Genomic DNA, 19699 nt, shown 5'->3' with positions numbered 1-19699 from the left:
CCCTCACCCGCACCCCTGACGCATGTCCCTCGTCGCCCTCGTTCTCCCGCTCACCGGCGCCCAAAAACCCGAAGCCGTCCACGTCCGCGGCGCCCTCTACGCCCTTCTCAAGGAGCACGCGCCCGAACTCCACGACCGCCAAGACCTCAAACCCTTTACCGTCTCCGTAGGGGGTGCGGCAAAGGACCACCCGCCCTTTATCCGCCTGACGTTTTTGAGCGAACCCCTCTACACCGCGCTCGCCCCCGCCCTCCACGACCTCCCGCGGCGCCCCCTGAGTCTCGGCGACCGCACCTACACCGTCACCGACGTGCTCCAAGAGGGCCACCCTTGGGCCGGAGCGACCACCTACCCCCGCCTCTTTCAAACGCCCGGGGACGCCGACTTGTCGCTGCACTTCGCCACCCCCACGGTCTTTCGTCGCCACGGCGCCAACTACCCGCTCCCCGAACCCCGCCTCGTGCTCGGGTCGCTGATCGAGCGCTGGAACCTCTACGCCCCCCTAGCGGTCCCCTCCGAGGTCGCCTCACGCCTGACCGAGGGGTGCGTGCCCCGCTTTTTTGAACTGCGCAGCCGCACCGTCTACGCCCACGACCCCTTTACCGGCTTTCTCGGCCGCGTCACCTTTCACCTCCGCGGCGCCAGCGCCGACGAGGCCCACTGGCTCGCCATCCTCGGCCGCTTCGCCTTCTATAGCGGCGTCGGCGCCAAGACCACCCTCGGCTTCGGCCAGGTGCGCCCGTACCGCCCCACCCCAGGTGCATAACCCCGCAGCGTATGTTATTCTTATACCGTCACGCCCCTTAGCGTGACGCGCACCTTGACAACCCGCGTTAGCCAAGAACGTTTCAGCGTTTGTCAGTCATCTTTAGCGGTTATCCACAGCCCGCGCCTCGTCCTTTTGGGGTTATCCACAGGCCAAGCTGTGGATAACTTGGGGGGTGTCAAATGACCCCTCAAAAACCCCTTGCCAGACGGCCCTCTCAGAGGGTAGAGTTGCAAAAGGGTCTGCCCCGTCAGGGGATTGAAACGGGCAGAAAGGGACATCATGTTTAAGTTTGTAAATCTCAGTTGCAAAAGGGTCTGCCCCGTCAGGGGATTGAAACCCTTCCGCGCGGGGATGGCGGCGCAGTACGGGGGCCTGTTGCAAAAGGGTCTGCCCCGTCAGGGGATTGAAACTTCTGAACGCTATTCCTGATTCTGGTCAACCCTAATGAACCTGAGTTGCAAAAGGGTCTGCCCCGTCAGGGGATTGAAACCGAATGAGGTCCCCGACCCCCACCGGCACGTAGTCTGTTGTTGCAAAAGGGTCTGCCCCGTCAGGGGATTGAAACTTGACCCGTTTGGGCAGGGCGGCGGGGCGGACGGTCTTCAAGCTGGGTTGCAAAAGGGTCTGCCCCGTCAGGGGATTGAAACAGCCACACCCGCATGGCGTGGCGGTCAATAGTCACCAGTTGCAAAAGGGTCTGCCCCGTCAGGGGATTGAAACTTGCCGGAGGCCAGGGTGGTTATCCACTCGAATGGCCTCTTGGTTGCAAAAGGGTCTGCCCCGTTAGGGGATTGAAACCCATTTACGCTGCTTCCGAGGGGCTCCGGACGCTCGTTGTGTTGCAAAAGGGTCTGCCCCGTCAGGGGATTGAAACGTCTGACCAGGAGTGCAGAAGGGCGTAGACGCTCTCCGGTTGCAAAAGGGTCTGCCCCGTCAGGGGATTGAAACAATAGGAAATTTTTCCCTATTCTAAACAAAAATTCTCGTTGCAAAAGGGTCTGCCCCGTCAGGGGATTGAAACAGGGAGCCCACCGTCTAGCGGCCATCTTGACGCGTACCTCGATGAATTGGTCTATTTGGTCAGCCACGCCCAGCATGAAGTTGGATTTGCCTACCAGCGGATTCATGATTGGCTTTCTGGCAGTTGCAGGGCTGGTCGTCAAGCTGTGGGGCGCGGCTCATTTGCGTCGTGAACAAGGGTGAGCACGGTTCTGTCCGACAAGCGCTCGCACCTGACGGCTTCGCCTCGCTGCGCTCGGGGGCCGAAGGCTAAAACCGTGCCCCGCGAGCGCTTCGTAAGCTTCGCCTCGCTGCGCTCGGGGGCCGAAGGTTGCTGTGGAGAGGTTACGATGGACTCGAGGCAAAGACCTTGTTGACAGGGGCGCGCTTTTTCGGCGGGTTGGCGTGCTGGCTGCTGGAGCGCAGCAGAGGGCCACGCCGGAAACGGTTCTCGCGGCGTGGTTGGAAGTGCCTACCGAGAACCCCCGACACCCCCTTACGGGCACGGGCGACGAGGGCTCCGGAAGCGTTTTGATGCGCTACAGGGGCGCCCAGCAGCTCGTACGGAGGCTCAGCCTGGAGGGGTACCGGACATGGTGGTGCGAGCCGGTAGTGTCCCTATGGGCGTATGGGCTAGCGGCGTCCGAGGGGCCATAGCACCTTGGGGTCGGTAGCGGCCTGGGCGTGTTAGGGTACCTTATGCCAGCAAGTGGGGTCGCGCAGGTGCTGATTGCGACGGTGGGCGCAACGCCTGAGCCCATCGTGACAGCGGCCCTCGAGCACGCTCCGGAACGGGCCGTGTTTATCGCCAGCCAGGAGACGCAGCAGGTAGCGGCCCAGGTCAAAGAGGCGTTAGGGCTCGAGGTCTACACCATTTTGCTCGATGATGCCGAGAGCTTGAGCGAGGCCTACGAAGCGGCGCAGCGGGCGCTTGCCAAGGCGCTCGAGTGGGAGGCGCGGGCTATTACCGCCGATCTCACGGGGGGTACCAAGCCGATGGTTGCGGGGCTGGCGCTCGCCCTCACGGGGCAGGGGGTGACGTTTTCGTATGTGGGGGGGAGCGCCCGCGACGCTTATGGGCGCGTGCAGAGCGGTAGCGAGCGCTTGCGGCTGCTCGAAGACCCCACGGCGCGCTTTTTCGTGCGCGAGTGGGAGGCGTTTACCCGCGCCTGGAACGGCTGGCGCTTTCGCGAGGCGCAGAGCATCGTCGCGCTGATCTGCGCGCAGCCCCTGTCGGCCTCCAACGCGCGCTTTTTTCGCCACCTCAGCGGGGTGTGCGCGGGGCTCAACGCCTGGGACAGCTTTCACCACGACGAGGCGTTGGGGCTTTTGCAAACGCACCTCGAGCCCGCCCTAAGCATCGCCGAAGCGTGGCGGCACGGCGCCAAGGTGCGGGTCTTGGGGGCGCTCTTCGCCCGCCAAGGGGAGCTCCAAGCGCTGACGCAGCGCCAGCGCCCGACGCGCGCGCTCCTCGGCGACCTGCTCGCCAACGCCGAGCGGCGCGCCTTTGCCGGTCGCTTTGACGACGCCCTCGCGCGGCTCTACCGCGGCGTCGAGCTCGCCGCCGAGGTCGACATCGCCGAGCGCTACGGATTTCACCTCAAAGTTGCCGCGACGTGGCCCGAGCTGTCGCCGGAGTTAAAGCGCCGCGCGGGTACCCTGTTGGGGCTTAAAGAGACGCTCGACCTCGCCTCTGACATCGACCTCTTTTTCGGCAAAAACGGCACGCTCGCGCAGCGGCTGCGGGACGACTACCCGAAGCAGCTCAAACCGCTCCTGGCGCGGCGGCACGAGAGCGTCTTGGCACACGGTTTGCGTTCGGTCGGCGCGGGCGACTACGAGGCGCTGCGCGCCTACCTCGAGGCGCAGGGGTTGCGCGCGGCGGAAGGGTGGCCGAGGTGGTAGAGCCGGTAGAACTAAACGACTTGTGGCAGCAGTTCAAGGAGATGCACGCTTCCCAAGGACTCGAAGCAGCCAACGACTTTTACGACCAGCACGTGTGGCCCTCCCTGCTGCTGCGCTGGCGCGCGCAAGACCACGGGCCAAGGTGCAACCTCTCCCTCCACACGCTAGGCACCAGCCCCGAAGCCCTTATCCTCGCCGCCACAGCCTTACGGAGCGAGCAGATCTACATCTTTTACACCGACGAGTCGGAAAAGTATCTCGACCGGGTTGAGGCGGAACTCGGCAAACGCGTTTGGGCGTACAACGTCAGCAAAGACGACCCCACGACCATATATCAAAGGTTTCAGGACGTCTTGCAACGGTACCCTCACGCGGACATCGCCGTCGACATTACAAGCGGTACCAAGCCGATGGTGACGGGACTGGGAGCGGCCGCCTTCTCTGCGATGACCTTTGGCTACAAGCTCCGCGTTTTTTACGTCAACGGTGAGTTTGATCCCGCTGCGCGCCGACCGCGTGCGGGTAGCGAAGCGCTGATTCAGATTAACGACCCCCTGGGCGCTTTTGGCGACCTCGAGTATCAGACGGCCAAGGCCCTCTACAACGCACAGGAATACACGTTAGCGGCGCGGGAGTTTATACGTATCGCCGACCGTACGGGGGACGTGAGGCGGTTTTCACCCTACGCCAAACTGTCAGAAGCGTACGCCGCCTGGCTCAGCAACCGCTTTGAGAGTGCAGCTCACGCCTTCGAGGGGCTTTTTTCCGAGCTCGACAAACCCGGCTTTCAAACCCACCCCCTGCGCGAGCAGCTACCAGTCCTAAAGCAGCAGCACGACGGGGTGCTGTTACTTACGAAGCTGGTAGACGCTTACGATGACCCGGCGAAGCGCGTCGCCACCCTCTCGGACGCGGCGCTCGTGTTGTGGCTTCTCGCTAGCCTCGAGCTGATGCAAAGCCGTTTCGCCGAGGCTGGCAACTTTACCGCTGCCGGACTTCTCTGCTACCGGAGCCTAGAAGTGACCTCTCAACACCGGCTTGCCACCTACCGCTTCGACAGCCTCGCCGCGAACTATCCCGCGCTCCCCGTACCCCAAGACGTCCTTCAAGACGCCTACACCGCGGCCTGGCAGAAGGTAGCGTCCAAAAAACAAGCGGCTTCACCCCGCCCCCTCCCCCCACAGGGACAGCCCGTCCCCCTGTTCGAGAGTTATCTGCTCCTCGGCGCGCTTGAAGATCCCCTCGTCAAGGCGCTCGTTCACCGCCAAAACGACCTCATGGGCCTCGCTGAGCTGCGCAACCAGTCGCTGTGGATTCACGGGTACAAACCGATCTCCGAAAAAGCGTACCGCAAGCTCGCCAGCCTTCTCTCACCCCTACACGAAGCGCTCTTGCAGCTAGAGGGCCGCAGCGAAAGGTGCCCCGCGTCAGCGGTGCCGCTGCCTTAAGGCTATGGCCGTGCTCCACCTCCTCGAGCAGGGTGCGACCGCGCGCCTAAGGGCGGGGCGCATCTGCGTTGAGCTCGACGGCCACGCCCTCGGGGAGGTGCCTGCACGCAAGGTGCGGCAGGTCGCGCTGCACGGCAACGTGCGGCTCACGACCCCTGCGCTGCAGTTTTTTCTGGGTAACGGGGTGCCGGTGCTCTACGTCTCGCTCAAAGGGGCGCTCCACGGCGTCGCCAGCTCGTGCGCGCTCGCGCCCCCCGCGCGGCTGCGCGCCCAGTTCGCCGCCGCGACCTCGGCCGTAGGGGCTGGGATCGCGCAGCTTTTCGTCCTCGCCAAGCTGCGTTCGTCGCTCGCCGTCCTCACCGCCTTTCGGCGCACGCGCCCCGAACTTGCCGCGGCGGCGGCGCAGCTGCACGCGCTCGGCGGCAAAGTAGCCGCCTGCACGGAGCTCGAGCGGCTGCGCGGCTTTGAGGGGCTCTGCGCGCGCCTCTACTACGCCGCGCTCCAACGGCCGCTCGCGGCCTACGGCTTTACGGGGCGCAACCGCCGCCCACCGCGCGACCCCGTCAACGCCGCCCTCTCGTACGGCTACGCCCTCCTGCTCGCCCAGGTGCAGCTCGCGACGCTCTCGGCGGGGCTGCACCCCGAGGTGGGGCTGCTCCACGCCGAGAGCCGCCGCAACCCCGCGATGAGCCTCGACCTCATGGAGGAGTTTCGGGTGCCCGTCGTCGACCTCACGGTGTTTCGCGCCTTTTTGAGCGGCGCCCTTCACCCCACGCAGCACTTTCGGGACGAGGCGGGCGGCATCTATCTGAGCGACGCCGGTCGCAAGGTCTTGGTGCCCCTTCTAGAGGCCCGACTTGACGCGGAGGCCAAGCCTCCGGAGGGGGGCGCGTGCCCCTACCGAACGCTGATTGAGCGGCAAGCGCGGCGCCTCGCCGCCGCGCTCGAGGGTCGCCGTCCCTACAGCCCCTTCTACCTGAGCGCTCGCCCTACCTAAAGGGCCCAAAGGAGCGTTAGATGGCCGGACTCTACACCGTCTCGTACGACATCCCCAACGACAACCGGCGCGTCAAGCTCGCCAACGTGCTTAAAAGCTTCGGCGAACGGGTGCAGTATTCGGTTTTCGAGTGCTGGCTCGAGCCGCGCGAGCTGCGGGAGCTGCGCCAAAAGCTCGAGGCGCGCCTCAACGAACGCGAGGACAGCGTGCGCATCTACCCCGTCGGTTCTCCCGTAGAGGTGTTGGGGTCAGGATCGCCAACCGAAGACGCGCGCCTATTTATGTTCTAGCTCTAGCTGCAGCCGTTTCGCGAAACGTTGCTACCGGTAGCATCTCGGAACGTGCCGAGCGAATTTTTATTAGTGTAAGGGCATCTCCAACCAAATGATACCTGCTCGTGGTATGGTTTTCCTGCCGAAGGGGGCGCGCACCTTGACAACCCACGCTAGCCGAGAACGTTTCAGCGTTTGTCAGTCGTCTTTAGCGGTTGTCCACAGCCCGCGCCTCGTCCTTTTGGGGTTATCCACAGGCCAAGCTGTGGATAACTTGGGGGGGTGTCAAATGACCCCTCAAAAACCCCTTGTAAGACAGCTCTCCCAAAGGGTAGAGTTGCAAAAGGGTCTGCCCCGTCAGGGGATTGAAACCAACGCCCAGCCCCCCGAGACGCCCGACGGCAAACCGGAGTTGCAAAAGGGTCTGCCCCGTCAGGGGATTGAAACCGGTGGTAGCGGAGGATACGGTGGGGGTTCTCGACCAGGGTCTTGTTGCAAAAGGGTCTGCCCCGTCAGGGGATTGAAACAATTTATTAATTGCTCGGTCCACCAGCGCTTTAATTGTTGCAAAAGGGTCTGCCCCGTCAGGGGATTGAAACTTGAGGCGGACCAGGGCCCCGGGGACGATTTTTCGCATGGTTGCAAAAGGGTCTGCCCCGTCAGGGGATTGAAACCGCTGGTCGCGTCGCGGTTGCTGCGCAGCCAGAGCCAGAGCCAGTTGCAAAAGGGTCTGCCCCGTCAGGGGATTGAAACCAGGAGGCAACTGATGAGCACGATGGTCGTTGATATCTCGGTTGCAAAAGGGTCTGCCCCGTCAGGGGATTGAAACCAGGTGAGCGTGACCTCCCCACGGGCGCGGAGGCGGTGGGGTTGCAAAAGGGTCTGCCCCGTCAGGGGATTGAAACCCTTCAACTGGGCGTTAGAGACACGGGGCATGAGAATGTGTTGCAAAAGGGTCTGCCCCGTCAGGGGATTGAAACGCGTGGCCGAAGCCTTTCAAGGCTCGGGCTTAGCCCGTTTTATAACAAGCCGGTCGTGACAAATGGTGCAGCTTGTCGGGGCTCTCCCCGCGTGCGAGGGCTCGCCCGACGAAAAAGCCCCCAGCTTGTTACCGGCACCTCAACAAAATGTGCTAGACTCAAAAGAACGGGGCGAAACAAGGCCATATAGAGCAAAAGGGGGCAAGCGAAGATGGTTGCGGATCGGGCGATAGAGGTACACGCTTTCTGGGATGAAGAGGCGGGCGTATGGGTGGCAGAGAGCGACCATGTACCCGGCCTTGTGACTGAAGCCGAAACCGTGGAGCAGCTAGCTGCCAAGCTCGAGCACCTTATCCCCGAACTCTTGGAGCTGAACGCGCCTGAGCTTCTGGGCGCCCCCACGGTCAACCTGAAGGCTGAGCGCACCCTAGTACGGGCACCAGCCCGGCCCTAGTGGGCCTAGTACTCTTACACGCGCTGTAGTGGCGGACTACGCGCCACAGCTCAAGCGCTTACTCAAAGAGGCGGGGTGCAGCTTCCACCGGCAGGGCAAAGGCGACCACGAGGTGTGGTACAGCCCGCTGAGCAAGCACTACTTTCCGGTAGACAGCAAGATCAAATCACACCATACCGCTAACGGTGTGCTGAAACAGGCCGGTTTGCCTAAAGCGTTCTGAAGCGGTATAGGCAGGTATAGGCAGAGAGAAACCCCCGGTGACGAGCCGGGGGCGGTTTATAGCCCAAGCGTGGAGAAAGGGCTAGCTTTCCAGCGCCTCGAGCCTAGCCAGAAGCCTACGCGCACGCTTCAGAGTTGCTTTTGCTGCGCGGTGGCACGCCCACCATTGGCGTAGGGCGGCGCGGTAGGCGATCACGCCGCCGCCCCCACACGCGGTCACGGGCACTAGCCCGGCGCCTAGTGGCGCTAACCGTGCGGTCACGGGCACTAGCCCGGCGCCTAGTGGCGCTAACCGTGCGGTGCCGAAGCACCGCGTCCACGTCCGTCAGCTCGAGCACCTCGTCCCACACCCCGTACCCGACGCGACGCGTGGTGCGCTTGAAGGGCTGAGGGGCCGTGAAGACGACTTCATGGCGCTTCAGGCAGGGCACGAAGCGGTGGTGCTCGTACCCGTCAGCGTCCGTGATGAGGGCGTAGACGTTGCCGGGGTGGGCAGAGACGGCGGTGACGACGCCGAGGCCTTTGACGGTGGCGCCTAGGAGCTGGGCTTGTCTGGAGGTGGTAGATTGTATGTGGAACTCCGTTCTAGTTAGGGGACGCTTCTCAGGGCTGAGCCCCTAACTGCCCTTATAGTAGCATATACCTGCTAAACACGCAATAGGCTAACAAGTTATATGCTATTATGTGTGCTATGAGATGGACGTTGAAGGAATACCTAAACCGGCATGGCCTAACCGCCTACCAACTCGCTAAAGCGTCGGGGCTCAGCGTGAACACGATCTATCCGCTGGCTCGAGGCGAAGCGCAGCGCGTGAGCTTAGACACCTTGCAAACGGTGCTCGATACCCTCGACAAGCTCACCGGGCAGCGCGTGAATGTCACCGATGTCTTAGAGCGCGAGGTGGAAGAGCACGAGTTTTCGGACGGCGTACCCGATGACCTCCGGGAGCGCATAGGGCGCTTCGAGCGCGGCGAGGTGAAACTCATCCCCTGGGAGCAAGTCAAAGCAGAGCAGCGTGCAAAGCGTGGGCTCTAGGTGCGCTTCAGCATCATCCTCACAGCCGACGCGCAAGCCGACCTGGACGGTATCAGCGACACCCGCACCTATGAGGCGATAGAACGCAAGATCGACGAACTGACGACCGACCCGGACAAACGCGGTAAGGCGCTCGCTGACGATCTCAGAGACTACCGGAGCGTCCGGGCCGCGGGGCAGCGCTACCGGATCGTCTACCAAGTCGGGATGCTCGAGGGCGTGGTGACGGTGGTCGTCATCGGCATTCGTAAGGAAGGCGATAAGCGCGACGTGTACCGAGTGGCGAGCAAGCGGTTACGAAAGGGGTAGACGATGCCAAAGCGTAAGCGCAACACGAAACGCGGCAAGGGCGAAGGCTCTGTGTTCGAACTGCCTAACGGCACCTGGCGCGGCAAGGTGACGGTGGGTTACGACGAAGCCGGGAAGCAGCGCTTTCGGTGAGTGAGCGGCAAGACGCAAGCCGAAGCGCTCGCCAAGGTCGCTGAGCTGAAGCAGCGCCTAGCGAACGGCACCTACTCGGACACGAAGCTCACGGTGAGGGGGTACCTAGAGCAGTGGCTAGCGGAGAAGGAGCGGCACATCAAGCCCTCTACCCACATGGCGTAATGATGACGGAACGCGCTGCTTGTACCCTCACATCGGGCGCGTCCGACTCGACAAGCTAACGCCCCTATAAGCCCAGACCGCCCTCAACGAAATTGCAGACAACCGAGGTGTGGCGAGGTGTGGCCGCCGCGAACAAAGCGCGCCGGGTACTCTTCAGCGCCATGAAGCAAGCCGTGAAATGGCAACTCGTACCGCGTAACCCTATCGAAGCGGTGAGCGCCTACCAAGAGACACGCCGTGAGCTGTCGCTGTGGACGCCCCAAGACGCCGCACGCTTTCTCGACACAGCCCGCTCGCATCGTCTCTACGCCCTCTTCTACTTGGGCATGGCGACGGGGCTACGCCGCGGCGAGCTGCTAGGGCTGCGCTGGGATGACATCACAGGGAACGTGCTGCACGTTAAGCAGACGCTCGTGAAGGCAAAAGGCAAGCTCGTGCTGAGCACTCCCAAAACGGCCAAGGGCACACGGCGCGTCTCTCTCGCCCGATGTGCTCGAGGTGCTGCTACGACACCGTCAACGCCAAGACGCCGAGCGTCTATCTTCGTGGCCTGACAACGGGCTTGTTTTCGTCTCTGAAACGGGTACGCCGCTGAACCCCGACAACCTGACGCGCTTGCGTATCCAACTCATGAGAGCCGCCGGAGTGCCCCAAGTAAGGCTCCACGATCTGCGCCACCTTCACGCATCTATGGCGCGATCAAGAGCGGCGTAGGCCCCATGCTAGCCGACCGCCTGGGCCATAGCCGCGCCTCGTTTACCTTAGACGTTTACACCCACCTGTTTGAAGAGCGGCGGGTGAACGCCGCCGTGAGCCTACTCGACTTCTTGCCTAAGAGCGACCCGAGTACGGCGAACTGAAACCCCGTAGGTGCACATAAGGTGCAAATCTTCCTCAACAGAACGGCCCCGGCAGTTTGCCGGGGCTTCTTTTTGCGTCTAGTACGTCGGTTTGGTGGGCGATGACGGGCTCGAACCGCCGACATCTTCCTTGTAAGGGAAGCGCTCTTCCAGCTGAGCTAATCGCCCAAGGGTAACTGGTATCACCAGCTTTCACTGATGATACCAGTTGCGTGGCTTTCAGTGGTGACCCCTACGGGATTCGAACCCGTGCCGCCACCTTGAAAGGGTGGTGACCTAACCGCTAGTCGAAGGGGCCTCGGTGGTGGGTCGTGTAGGGCTCGAACCTACGACCCGCTGATTAAAAGTCAGCTGCTCTACCAGCTGAGCTAACGACCCAACTCCGCTAGTATATGGACCGCAGCCGAACCTGTCAAGCCTCCCGGCAACGCCGCTGGGGGGCGGCTCGCGACCGCGCGTTCATGCGGGGTTCGTAGAGCGCCTCACGGGTCCGCGGGGCGCGGGCGGCTTGAGGACAAATGTCCGTGCGCGGGGGCCCGGTAGGGGGGTGTACAATAAGTGCTCTAGTGAGTTTGGAGTGCCGCCCATGACCCCAACTTTGCCGCTGGCGTTCGTCGCTGGGGTGCTGTCGTTTCTGTCACCCTGCGTGCTGCCGCTCGTACCGTCGTATCTCGCCTACGTGGGCGGCAGCCACGCGCGAAGCGGTGCCCGCTGGGCGATCCTCAGCCGGAGCCTCCTTTTCGTCTTGGGGTTTTCGCTCATCTTCGTCGCCTTAGGAGCCTCGGCGAGCGCTCTAGGGAGCCTTCTCAGCGCCTACCGCTACGAACTGTCGCGCTTGGGGGGGTTACTCATCTTGGGGTTTGGGCTCTTTATGCTCGGCTTGCGCCTGCCGTGGCTGCAGCGCGACGTGCGCCTGCGCTTTCAGGGCGAGACGCGTACGCCCGTCGGCGCGGTGCTGCTGGGCATGGCGTTTGCGGCGGGGTGGACGCCCTGCATCGGTCCCGTGTTGGGAGCCGCGCTGACCGTCGCCGGCGCCTCGGGGACGCTCGGGTTAGGGGTGACGCTGCTCGCGTTCTACGCGCTCGGGCTCGCGGTGCCCTTTGTGCTCGCCGCCTTGATGCTCGAGTCCTTTAGCCGCTTTTCGCTCCGCTTTCGCCGCTACCTGCCGTGGGTCGAGCGCACCTCGGGGGCGATTCTCGTCGCCGCTGGGGTGCTCATGCTCACGGGGTCTTATACGGTGCTCAACAGCTACCTCGTGCAGTTCACGCCGGATTGGCTCTGGAGCCGCCTGTGAGCACGGTGCCCGCGGTTGCGCTCACCAACCTCGGACGGCGCTACGGCGCGTCGTTCGTGCTGCGGGGCGTCAATTTGCAGGTCGCGCCGGGGCGCACCGTGGTCTTAAAGGGGGGCAACGGCGCGGGTAAGACGACGCTCTTGCGCGTGCTCTCGACGCGGCTGCGGCCGAGCTTGGGGAGCGGGCGGGTCTTCGGCTTCGACCTCGTCAAACAGGGGCACGCGGTGCGCGAGCGCGTGGCCTACCTGAGCGTCTTCGGCGGCTCCTACGGGGGGTTGACGCCGCTAGAGAACCTCGCGCTCGCCGCGCAGCTCTACAACCGAGCGCCCGCCCCGGGGGAGCTCGCAGCGCTTTTGGAGCGCGTCGGCCTCGGCGGGGCGCAGCACAAGCTGGTGCGCAGCTTTTCGAGCGGGATGAAAAAGCGCCTCGGGCTCGCGCGGCTGCTGCTCTCAGAGGCCGACTTGTGGCTTTTGGATGAGCCTTATGCGGCCCTCGACGAAGCGGGCAAGGGGCTCGTCGACGGCCTCGTGCTCGAGGCCAAAGCGCAGGGCAAAACCGTCCTGATGGCCTCACACGACCTGGAGCGGAGCGCGCCCCTGGCCGACAGCGTGCTCGAGCTGCGGGATGGCGCCCTGAGCGTGGTCTTTACGGGTGACGCGGCAAAGACCCGGGGAGCGGCGCATGGTTAAGGCCCGCACAAAAGTGGCGTCGCGCCCCGCTTCGGGGAGCACCCCTTGGGGCGACGCCGTCGCCGTCTGGGCGGTGGCGCGCAAGGACCTGCTGCTCGAGCTGCGCAGCAAAGAGGTCACGGTCGCCACGCTGTTTTTTTCGGGGCTCGTGCTCGGTATCCTGGCGCTCGCTCTGGGACCCGATGACCGGACGCTGCGCGAGGCTGCCGCCGGGGCGTTCTGGGTGGCGCTGGCGTTTGCCGGCGTGATCTCGGCGGCGCAGAGCTACGCGAGTGAGCTCGAGGAGGGGGCCTTTGAGCACCTCCTGCTCTACCCCGTCCCGCGGGCGACGCTCTTTCTCGGCAAGCTGCTCGCCAACTGGCTCTTTTTAGCCCTCCTGGGCGCCCTGCTCTTGCCGGTCAGCGCCGCCGTGTTTGACGCCTCGCTCACCCGTCACCTCCCTTGGCTGCTGCTCACCGTCGCGCTAGGCACCTTTGGCTTCGCGCTCATCGCCACCTTTTACGCGGCGCTGACCGCCAACTTGCGCGCGCGCGAGTCGCTGCTGCCTGTTTTGATCTTTCCGGTCATCGCCCCCGTGATCGTCGGTGCGGTGCGCTCGAGCGCGTCGGTGATGCTCGCGGGCGACCCGAGCGCGTCGCTCAGCTGGATACAATTGTTGGCGGGTTTTAACCTCGCCTATCTCGTCGTGTGTAGTGCCATCTTCCCCTTCGTCGTTGAAGAGTAAAGCAGGAGGAGCTGTATGACCCGACCCGTCGCTTCCACGCCTCGACGCGCCCCCCGCGTGCCGCCGCGCCCCAAGTGGCTTAACCTCCTCGGGCTCGCCGCGCTGGCGCTCTTTGGCGTCGGCCTCTACCTGGCGCTCGTCACCTCCCCCGCCGACATCAACCAAGGCGACCTCATCCGGGTGATGTACGCCCACGTCTCGGTCGCCTGGATCTGCTTTTTGGCGGTCTTTTTAACGGCGCTTTTCGGTTCCCTCTTTCTCTGGAGCGGCCGCCGCAGCTTCGACGTCTGGGCGCTCGCCAACGCCGAGTTGGCGCTCGTCTTTGCGGCCCTGACGCTAGTCGGTGGGATGACCTACAGCCGCCCGACGCTGAACACCTGGTGGACCTGGGACGCCAAGCTGACCCTCACGGCGCTCCTGTTCGCCCTTTTGGTCGGCTATTTCATCGTCCGCGGTATGCTCGAGGACCCCGACCGGCGCGGCCGCGTCAGCGCGGTGGTCAGCATCATCGCGGCGGCGAGCTTGCCCTTTAACTATTTCGCGGCCAACTGGTTTCGCACCCTGCACCCCGCCAAGAGCATCCGTTTAGATGGCGGCGGCGTGACGATGGACGGTTCGATGCTCCAGGCGCTCCTCGTCAACGTCGCGGCAGCGGCCCTTATCTACCTCTTTTTCATGGTGGAGCGCGCCCGCGTCGGGCGCCTAGAGGCGCAGCTCGAGACCGAACGCGAAAAGACGCTGCAGAGCGCGCCGCAGGAGGTTATCCATGTTTGACGTCACCACCTGGGGGCACTGGCACTGGGTCACGCTGGCCTGGGCTCAAGTCCTCGTGACCTACGGCGGTTATGGGCTTTTCGTACGCTGGCGCCTGAAGCGATTGGAGGAGCGGCTATCAAACGACTGATCTACAGCGTCGCCGGGGTGGCGCTTTTGGGCGTTGCGGGGACCTTTTTGTACCAGGCGCTGGCAAACAGCTTGGTGTACTTTATCCTGCCGAGCGAGTACGCGAGCGCGCCGGAGAGCTATAGCGGCCGCATCCGTCTGGGCGGGCTCGTCGAAAAGGGCACCCTGACGTTTGACAGCGACGCGCTGCAACTCGCTTTCGACATCACCGACAGCGTGCAGAGCTTTCCCGTGCGCTACGGCGGCGCCCCCCCCGAGCTGCTGCGGGAAAACACCGGCGTCGTCGTCGTCGGTAGCTTTGAAGACGGCACCTTTATGGGCGACGAGGTGCTCGTCAAACACACCGAGGTGTACGAACCGGCCGAGGGCGAAGAGATCGACCTCGACGAGCTCAAAGAAGCGTTGCGTTAAGGGGGAAGATGTTCGACCCTACACAGCTTAGTTTGGCGTATCTAGGCAGCGGGAGCGTGCTGCTCGCCCTCGGGCTCGCGCTCTACGCGGTGCTCGTGGGCGCTCTCGGCGCGGCGCGGCACGACGCGCGGCTGCAGACCTCGGCGCGCTACGCCGCCGTCGGCATCTTTTTCGCCATGACCGCGGCCGTCGTGGTGATGCAAACGGCCCTGTTGACCGACGACTTTAGCGTCAAGTACGTCGCCGAGCACTCCATCTCGACCTCGCCGACGTGGGTCAAGGTCGCTACCATGTGGGCCGCGCTCGAGGGCTCGATCCTCCTCTGGGCGTGGTTCGCCGCCGGCTACACGGCGCTGTTGGCGCTCGTCGCCCCCAACGACGCCCTGCGCCCCTGGGCGCTCGTGGTGATGAACGCCGTCAACGTCTTTTTCATCAGCGTCAACGGGCTCGTCGCCAACCCCTTTATCGCGCTCGCCACCCCCCCGCTCGAGGGCCCCGGCCCCAACCCGCTCTTGCAAAACCACTGGATGATGGCGGTGCACCCGATTCTCATCTACCTGGGCTACGTCGGGCTCACCGTCCCCTTCGCCTACGCCATGTCCGCTCTGATCACCAAACGCCCCGGCAGCGAGTGGATGACCCAGACCCGCACCTGGACGCTCGTCGGTTGGGGTTTTCTGGGGCTCGGTAAGGTCGCGGGCGGTTGGTGGAGCTACGAGGTGCTCGGCTGGGGGGGCTACTGGGCTTGGGACCCCGTCGAAAACGTCTCTATCTTGCCTTGGCTCACCGCGACCGCCTTTATCCACAGCGTGCAGGTCCAAGAGCGCCGCCGCATGTTGAAAGCGTGGAACCTGCTCCTTATCATCCTGACCTTTGCGCTCACCATCCTCGGAACCTTTATTATCCGCGCGGGGGTGATCTCCTCCGTCCACGCCTTCGGCGACGGTCCCGTGGGGCCCTACTTTCTCGGCTTTTTCCTCCTCGTCTCGGCAGTCTCCTTTGGCCTGCTCGCCCTGCGCTGGGACCAGGTGCGCGACCGCGCCGACCTCGACTCGGTGGTCAGCCGCGAGGGGTCGTTTCTGCTCGGCAACGTCCTCTTTTTGGCGATGACCTTCGCGGTGCTTTTGGGAACGCTCTTCCCGCTTCTCGTCGAGGCCGTGACGGGTGAAAAGGTCACCGTCGGGGCGCCCTTTTTCAACCAGGTCTCGTTCCCCTTGTGGCTCGGTATCCTGGCGCTCATGGGCATCGGGCCGCTGCTGCCCTGGCGTAAAGCCGAGGAGCAGTCGTTAAGGCGCAACCTCGCCTGGATGCTCGGCGGGGCGCTCGTCGCGGGGGCGCTCGCCTACCTCTTCGGCGTGCGCAAGTTCTACCCGCTGATGACGGTCGCGCTCTGCGCGTACAACCTCGTGTCGCTCGGGCTGCTCTTAAGCGGCGCACTGGTCCCGCGGCTGCGGCTGAGCAGCCAGGGGCCGCTGCGGGTCTTTGTGCAGTACGCGACCGAGAGCCGCCGCCGCTTCGGTTCGATGATCGTGCACTTCGGGGTGGTGGTGATCGCGCTCGGCATCGCCGGCTCGGGGGGGTACCGCGTCGACCAGCAGCTGCGCGTCACGCTCGGTGAGAGCGTCCCCTTCCAGGGGTATGAGCTGCGCGCCATCGACCGCTTTATGGAGCAGACGCCGGGGCGCATCAGCGCCGGCGCGGTCGTCGAGGTGTGGCGCGACGGGCGCTTCGTCGCCACCTTGCGCCCGCGGGTCAACGTCTTCGGCGGCGGCGACACCCAACCCGTCCCCACCCCCGACGTGCTCTACACCGCCTGGCACGACGTCTACCTCAACGTCGCCGGCCCCGTCCGGCCGGACCAGGACTTTATCGTGCTGCGCGCCGTGCAGAGCCCGCTGATCGCCTGGATCTGGATCGGCACCGCCATCCTCGCGTTCGGCACCGCCTACACCCTGCTCCCCGCCCCCCGCCGCCAGAAGCGGCGCGTCACCGCGGCCGCGGCCGAGGGGGTGCCCGAGACGGTTCCGGGGGCGCGCGTATGAGCGCCCCCGCCAAGGAGCGCCCCGCGGGGGGGGCGAGGCGCCTAGCGTGGGTGCTGCTCGGCGTCGCCGCGCTCGCGGCGCTGCTGACCTTCGGGCTCTTTCGCGACCCGACCCGCCGCGACGACATCCCCTCGGCGCTGATCGAATCGCCGGCGCCGGCGTTTACCATGCCGCTCTTTGCGCGTTACACCGACCCCTACGGCCCCACCTTCGACCTCGCCGACTACCGCGGCACCCCCATCGTGCTCAACTTCTGGGCGTCGTGGTGCGGCCCCTGCCGCGTCGAGATGCCCATCTTGGAGGCGAGCTGGCAAGAGTACGGTGACGAGGTGCTGTTCGTCGGCGTCAACACCCAAGAGCGGAGCCAACGGGGCGCTCAGGAGCTGCTCGACGAGTTCAGCATCTCCTACCCCAACGGGCTCGACGCGGACAACCGCATCAACATCGACTACGGGCTTTTCGGGCTCCCCGAGACCTTTTTCATCCGCGCCGACGGGACGCTGAGCTACCGCCACGCCGGTGAGATCAGCCGCGAAACCCTCGACGCGCAGATTCGGGCGCTGCTCGAGTGAGCACACGAGACATGCGACGCACCCTGCTACTAATCCTTAGCCTTCTCGGCGCGGCTTTTGCCCAGCACGTCGAGCTCGAGCAGGAAGTCTTTGCCATCGCCCGCGAGCTGCGCTGTCCGGTCTGCCGCGCGGAGTCGGCCGCCGACTCGAACGCCACCACCAGCGTCGAATTCCGCGGCATCATCCGCGAGCTCCTCGCCGAAGGCCACAGCCGCGAGGAGATCTTGGCCTACTTTACGGCGCGCTACGGCGACTGGATCCTGCTCGAGCCCCCCCGCCGCGGCATCCACCTCGTCGTTTGGGTGTTGCCGATCCTCGCCGTGCTCGCCGGCGTGACCCTGTTGGCGCTCCTCGTGCGGCGTTGGACGCGCGCCGCCGCCGCCCCCATCGAGGTCGACGCCGAAGGGCTTGAGCGCGTGCAGCGCGAACTCACCGCTGGCCCCGAGCACGCCCCCGAAGGAGCCCCGTGAACCTGCTTTTCGTCCTTCTCCTAGCGGCGCTACTGTTCGCCTACCTCGCTATCCCGCTCCTCTTCCCGCGCCAGAGCGACCCTTTGCCCGACCTGCGCGACCCCGTGACGCAAGACCTCGAGGAGGAGCGCGACGCGCTCCTGCGCGCGATCCGCGAGCTCGACGCGCGCACCGACCTGCCCGAGGCGCGCCGCGCGGCGCTGCGCGGGCGCTACGAAGCCAAAGCGGCCAAGGTGCTGCGCGCGCTCGACGAACGCCAGCGCGAGGCGCCCCCTGAGCCCCCAGCGGCGCCCCCGCGGGGCCTCGCCGCCGTGGCGCTGACGCTGCTCGCGGGGGTGCTCGTCGGCGCTACCTTCGTGACGAACAACCTGCCCCCCGAGGTCCGCAGCGTCGACGGCGGCCCGCCCGCGATCACGGGTCGCGAGCTGCAGCGGCTCGAGCGCGCCGCCGCGCGCGACCCCAGCGCGGCCAACCTCCTCGCCCTGGCCGACGGCTACTGGCGCGCCGACAACGGCGACGCCGCCGAGGCGCTCTACGTCCGCATCACCCAGGAGGTCTCCCCACCGCCCGCGGTCGCGCTGCAGCGGCTCGGCTTTTTGCGGCTCCAGGTCAACCTCGCCGAGGCGGTGCAGTACCTCGAGCTCGCCCGCAACGCCGACCCCGAAGACCTCGAGACGCTCTACATCCTGGGGGAGGTGCACTACGCGAGCCGCAACATGGAGGCCGCTATCGAGGCTTGGGAGGCCTACCTCGAAGCGCCCGGGGGCGCGGGTGACGCGGAGGTCGCGGCGCGGCTCCAGCTCGCGCGCACCTTCGCCGCCCTGTTGGCGGCGGCCGAAGCCGACCCGAGCGCCGAAAACCTCGCCGCGCTGGCCGACGCGCACTGGGAGAGCGGCGAGCGCGACCGCGCGGTCGACGTCTACTTCCGGCTGCTCACCGAGGCCGATCCGCACCACGCCACGGCGCTCTCGCGCGTCGGGCAGCAGCTCTCGTTGGGGGGGCGCTTCGACGACGCGGCCGCCGTTTTGGAGCGCGCGCTCGCGCTCGACCCGCAAGACCACGCGACGCGCCTCTACCTGGGGAGCGCGCGCTTCGCGGCGGGTGACTACGCGGCGGCCGCCGACGCCTGGGAGGTTTACGCGCGCGCCGCTGCGGGGGACGAACGGGTCGCCGAGCTCATCGCCACGGCCCGCGAGCGCGCCGCAGAGGACGCCCTGCCGCCCACGCAGGAGGAGCTCCAGGACCTCCCCGCGGAGCTCTTCGCCGAAGCCGCGGGCGCGGGGGCAGCCGCTGCGCCAGCCGCCCCCGCCGCCTCCTCGGCCGTCCCCGACGACACCCTGGCCCACCCCACGGAGGACGCTGGCACCCCCGAGCGCGGCGCCGAGACGGCGCCCGTCGCCCCCGCCGAGACGACCGCCGCACCCGGGACGACCTACACCACCCCCTAAAGCACCACCATGACCGAGACCCCACAGACCACCCCCACGCCAGACGCCCCCGACGCCACGCGCCGACGCCTCATCACCTGGCTCTGGCGCCTGCCGGTGCTCGCCGCCGTCGGCGCCACGGGGTGGGGGGTGTGGGAGGCGTACCGCGTGCACTTCAGCAAGGTCACGCCCGACGACGCACCGACCTTTACCCCGCACCCCCCCGAACGCATCGGCAGCGTCGCCGACTTTCCCGAGGTGTGGAGCGCGCTCGAGTTCACCTTCGCGGGCACCGCCGCCCTCGCGCTGCGCCTCCCCGAACCGGTCCCCGGCGGTTTGAGCGTCTCAGGGGTGCACCTCGCCGCCTTTAGCCGCCTCTGCACGCACCTCGGGTGCCCGGTGTCACTCAACCGCAACCTCGAGGCGGTCGCGGTCGCCTTCAACCACCGCACCGACCAACCCGTGCTGACCTGCCCGTGCCACCTCAGCGTCTTCGCCCCGCTGCAAGCGGGGCGCGCCGTGAGCGGGCCCGCGCGCGACCCCTTGCCGCGCGTGCAGCTCTCACCCCAAGGGGACGAGCTCTTCGCGGTCGGGCTCGAGGCGCCCGCCTGACCCCTAG

23 protein-coding genes, 3 tRNA genes and 2 CRISPR repeat arrays are annotated in these 19699 nt (G+C 65.6%); of the genes, 23 read left to right on the top strand and 3 right to left on the bottom strand.

Translation table 11 applies throughout. The features are described from left to right. The first annotated feature begins 22 nt into the window (after nucleotides 1-22). The 13 genes from cas6 (at nucleotide 23) to TRAD_RS15905 (ending at nucleotide 10242) form a co-directional block, all read left to right on the top strand. The gene (gene cas6, locus TRAD_RS02190; RefSeq protein WP_013176949.1) at nucleotides 23-766 is read left to right on the top strand and encodes a CRISPR-associated endoribonuclease Cas6; all 744 of its coding nucleotides are present in this window, start codon (nucleotides 23-25) and stop codon (nucleotides 764-766) included. 229 nt (nucleotides 767-995) lie between these two features. Further along, nucleotides 996-1790: a CRISPR direct-repeat array (repeat unit 36 nt; unit sequence GTTGCAAAAGGGTCTGCCCCGTCAGGGGATTGAAAC). A 677-nt stretch (nucleotides 1791-2467) separates the two neighbouring features. Then, nucleotides 2468-3673, top strand: coding sequence for a TIGR02710 family CRISPR-associated CARF protein (locus tag TRAD_RS02180; protein WP_013176948.1), 1206 nt, complete (start codon nucleotides 2468-2470; stop codon nucleotides 3671-3673). Beyond that, complete coding sequence (locus TRAD_RS02175; RefSeq protein ID WP_148221167.1) at nucleotides 3667-5121, top strand: TIGR02710 family CRISPR-associated CARF protein; 1455 nt, start codon at nucleotides 3667-3669, stop codon at nucleotides 5119-5121. Before TRAD_RS02180 ends, TRAD_RS02175 begins: the two co-directional genes overlap by 7 nt. A gap of 10 nt (nucleotides 5122-5131) precedes the next feature. Continuing rightward, a complete protein-coding gene (gene cas1 / locus TRAD_RS02170) occupies nucleotides 5132-6118 on the top strand; it encodes a CRISPR-associated endonuclease Cas1 (protein ID WP_221401639.1) in 987 nt (328 codons plus the stop codon). 20 nt (nucleotides 6119-6138) lie between these two features. After that, entirely contained in the window at nucleotides 6139-6408 is a 270-nt protein-coding gene (cas2, locus tag TRAD_RS02165; protein WP_013176945.1) for a CRISPR-associated endonuclease Cas2, read from the top strand. Between the two features lie 318 nt (nucleotides 6409-6726). After that, nucleotides 6727-7370: direct repeats of the CRISPR family, unit length 36 nt; unit sequence GTTGCAAAAGGGTCTGCCCCGTCAGGGGATTGAAAC. A 211-nt stretch (nucleotides 7371-7581) separates the two neighbouring features. Continuing rightward, nucleotides 7582-7824 carry a DUF1902 domain-containing protein gene (locus TRAD_RS16765; RefSeq protein ID WP_013176944.1) on the top strand — a complete coding sequence of 81 codons (243 nt, stop codon included), beginning with the start codon at nucleotides 7582-7584 and terminating at the stop codon, nucleotides 7822-7824. A 28-nt stretch (nucleotides 7825-7852) separates the two neighbouring features. Beyond that, complete coding sequence (locus tag TRAD_RS02155) at nucleotides 7853-8047, top strand: type II toxin-antitoxin system HicA family toxin (protein WP_013176943.1); 195 nt, start codon at nucleotides 7853-7855, stop codon at nucleotides 8045-8047. Nucleotides 8048-8456: 409 nt separating this feature from the next. Continuing rightward, entirely contained in the window at nucleotides 8457-8585 is a 129-nt protein-coding gene (locus tag TRAD_RS16695; protein WP_281054492.1) for a hypothetical protein, read from the top strand. 143 nt (nucleotides 8586-8728) lie between these two features. After that, a complete protein-coding gene (locus TRAD_RS14975) occupies nucleotides 8729-9082 on the top strand; it encodes a helix-turn-helix domain-containing protein (protein WP_083770715.1) in 354 nt (117 codons plus the stop codon). Next, on the top strand, nucleotides 9083-9391 hold the full coding sequence (locus TRAD_RS02140; protein ID WP_013176940.1) for a type II toxin-antitoxin system RelE family toxin: 309 nt from the start codon (nucleotides 9083-9085) through the stop codon (nucleotides 9389-9391). A gap of 3 nt (nucleotides 9392-9394) precedes the next feature. After that, on the top strand, nucleotides 9395-9523 hold the full coding sequence (locus tag TRAD_RS16690; protein WP_013176939.1) for a hypothetical protein: 129 nt from the start codon (nucleotides 9395-9397) through the stop codon (nucleotides 9521-9523). Further along, the gene (locus TRAD_RS15910; protein WP_148221166.1) at nucleotides 9524-9688 is read left to right on the top strand and encodes a flagellar biosynthesis anti-sigma factor FlgM; all 165 of its coding nucleotides are present in this window, start codon (nucleotides 9524-9526) and stop codon (nucleotides 9686-9688) included. Nucleotides 9689-9849: 161 nt separating this feature from the next. Further along, complete coding sequence (locus TRAD_RS15905) at nucleotides 9850-10242, top strand: site-specific integrase (protein WP_185095188.1); 393 nt, start codon at nucleotides 9850-9852, stop codon at nucleotides 10240-10242. A gap of 398 nt (nucleotides 10243-10640) precedes the next feature. Here TRAD_RS15905 and TRAD_RS02135 read toward each other — a convergent pair. The 3 genes from TRAD_RS02135 to TRAD_RS02125 form a co-directional block, all read right to left on the bottom strand. After that, nucleotides 10641-10716, bottom strand: a tRNA-Val gene (locus tag TRAD_RS02135). 55 nt (nucleotides 10717-10771) lie between these two features. Then, a tRNA-Glu gene (locus tag TRAD_RS02130) sits at nucleotides 10772-10846 on the bottom strand. Between the two features lie 4 nt (nucleotides 10847-10850). Beyond that, nucleotides 10851-10926: transfer RNA gene (locus tag TRAD_RS02125), tRNA-Lys, on the bottom strand. Nucleotides 10927-11134: 208 nt separating this feature from the next. Here TRAD_RS02125 and TRAD_RS02120 point away from each other — a divergent pair. The 10 genes from TRAD_RS02120 to TRAD_RS02075 all read left to right on the top strand — a co-directional run bounded on the left by TRAD_RS02120 (nucleotide 11135) and on the right by TRAD_RS02075 (nucleotide 19692). Next, nucleotides 11135-11842 carry a cytochrome c biogenesis CcdA family protein gene (locus tag TRAD_RS02120; protein WP_013176938.1) on the top strand — a complete coding sequence of 236 codons (708 nt, stop codon included), beginning with the start codon at nucleotides 11135-11137 and terminating at the stop codon, nucleotides 11840-11842. Then, complete coding sequence (gene ccmA / locus TRAD_RS02115) at nucleotides 11839-12531, top strand: heme ABC exporter ATP-binding protein CcmA (protein WP_013176937.1); 693 nt, start codon at nucleotides 11839-11841, stop codon at nucleotides 12529-12531. Before TRAD_RS02120 ends, ccmA begins: the two co-directional genes overlap by 4 nt. Continuing rightward, nucleotides 12524-13255 (top strand): heme exporter protein CcmB, encoded by a 732-nt coding sequence (locus TRAD_RS02110; RefSeq protein WP_013176936.1) that lies wholly within the window; start codon nucleotides 12524-12526, stop codon nucleotides 13253-13255. The genes ccmA and TRAD_RS02110 overlap by 8 nt, the downstream gene beginning before the upstream one ends. Nucleotides 13256-13270: 15 nt before the next feature. Continuing rightward, nucleotides 13271-14029, top strand: coding sequence for a cytochrome c biogenesis protein CcsA (ccsA, locus tag TRAD_RS02105; RefSeq protein ID WP_013176935.1), 759 nt, complete (start codon nucleotides 13271-13273; stop codon nucleotides 14027-14029). Between the two features lie 147 nt (nucleotides 14030-14176). Beyond that, nucleotides 14177-14569: a cytochrome c maturation protein CcmE gene (locus tag TRAD_RS02100; RefSeq protein WP_041947096.1), complete on the top strand. Its 393-nt coding sequence runs from the start codon at nucleotides 14177-14179 to the stop codon at nucleotides 14567-14569. Nucleotides 14570-14577: 8 nt separating this feature from the next. After that, nucleotides 14578-16611, top strand: a complete 2034-nt coding sequence (locus tag TRAD_RS02095) for a heme lyase CcmF/NrfE family subunit (RefSeq protein ID WP_013176932.1) — start codon at nucleotides 14578-14580, stop codon at nucleotides 16609-16611. Beyond that, nucleotides 16608-17183 carry a TlpA family protein disulfide reductase gene (locus TRAD_RS02090; RefSeq protein ID WP_013176931.1) on the top strand — a complete coding sequence of 192 codons (576 nt, stop codon included), beginning with the start codon at nucleotides 16608-16610 and terminating at the stop codon, nucleotides 17181-17183. The genes TRAD_RS02095 and TRAD_RS02090 overlap by 4 nt, the downstream gene beginning before the upstream one ends. An 11-nt stretch (nucleotides 17184-17194) precedes the next feature. After that, nucleotides 17195-17653 (top strand): cytochrome c-type biogenesis protein, encoded by a 459-nt coding sequence (locus tag TRAD_RS02085; protein WP_013176930.1) that lies wholly within the window; start codon nucleotides 17195-17197, stop codon nucleotides 17651-17653. Then, nucleotides 17650-19101, top strand: a complete 1452-nt coding sequence (locus tag TRAD_RS16685; protein ID WP_013176929.1) for a tetratricopeptide repeat protein — start codon at nucleotides 17650-17652, stop codon at nucleotides 19099-19101. The genes TRAD_RS02085 and TRAD_RS16685 overlap by 4 nt, the downstream gene beginning before the upstream one ends. Nucleotides 19102-19110: 9 nt before the next feature. Further along, nucleotides 19111-19692: a Rieske 2Fe-2S domain-containing protein gene (locus TRAD_RS02075; RefSeq protein WP_013176928.1), complete on the top strand. Its 582-nt coding sequence runs from the start codon at nucleotides 19111-19113 to the stop codon at nucleotides 19690-19692. Nucleotides 19693-19699 lie beyond the last annotated feature (7 nt).

The organism is Truepera radiovictrix DSM 17093 (genome assembly GCF_000092425.1).
Taxonomy (GTDB): Bacteria; Deinococcota; Deinococci; order Deinococcales; family Trueperaceae; genus Truepera; species Truepera radiovictrix.
Note: the sequence above shows the minus strand (reverse complement) of the source record. Positions and strands in the feature narration are given on the sequence as shown.

Coding starts and splice junctions, on each gene's coding strand:
- cas6 (WP_013176949.1), top strand. CDS start 23: ATGTCCCTCGTCGCCCTCGTTCTCCCGCTCACCGGCGCCCAAAAACCC.
- TRAD_RS02180 (WP_013176948.1), top strand. CDS start 2,468: ATGCCAGCAAGTGGGGTCGCGCAGGTGCTGATTGCGACGGTGGGCGCA.
- cas2 (WP_013176945.1), top strand. CDS start 6,139: ATGGCCGGACTCTACACCGTCTCGTACGACATCCCCAACGACAACCGG.
- TRAD_RS16765 (WP_013176944.1), top strand. CDS start 7,582: ATGGTTGCGGATCGGGCGATAGAGGTACACGCTTTCTGGGATGAAGAG.
- TRAD_RS16695 (WP_281054492.1), top strand. CDS start 8,457: ATGGCGCTTCAGGCAGGGCACGAAGCGGTGGTGCTCGTACCCGTCAGC.
- TRAD_RS14975 (WP_083770715.1), top strand. CDS start 8,729: ATGTGTGCTATGAGATGGACGTTGAAGGAATACCTAAACCGGCATGGC.
- TRAD_RS16690 (WP_013176939.1), top strand. CDS start 9,395: ATGCCAAAGCGTAAGCGCAACACGAAACGCGGCAAGGGCGAAGGCTCT.
- TRAD_RS15905 (WP_185095188.1), top strand. CDS start 9,850: ATGAAGCAAGCCGTGAAATGGCAACTCGTACCGCGTAACCCTATCGAA.
- TRAD_RS02120 (WP_013176938.1), top strand. CDS start 11,135: ATGACCCCAACTTTGCCGCTGGCGTTCGTCGCTGGGGTGCTGTCGTTT.
- TRAD_RS02110 (WP_013176936.1), top strand. CDS start 12,524: ATGGTTAAGGCCCGCACAAAAGTGGCGTCGCGCCCCGCTTCGGGGAGC.
- ccsA (WP_013176935.1), top strand. CDS start 13,271: ATGACCCGACCCGTCGCTTCCACGCCTCGACGCGCCCCCCGCGTGCCG.
- TRAD_RS02095 (WP_013176932.1), top strand. CDS start 14,578: ATGTTCGACCCTACACAGCTTAGTTTGGCGTATCTAGGCAGCGGGAGC.
- TRAD_RS02090 (WP_013176931.1), top strand. CDS start 16,608: ATGAGCGCCCCCGCCAAGGAGCGCCCCGCGGGGGGGGCGAGGCGCCTA.
- TRAD_RS02085 (WP_013176930.1), top strand. CDS start 17,195: ATGCGACGCACCCTGCTACTAATCCTTAGCCTTCTCGGCGCGGCTTTT.
- TRAD_RS02075 (WP_013176928.1), top strand. CDS start 19,111: ATGACCGAGACCCCACAGACCACCCCCACGCCAGACGCCCCCGACGCC.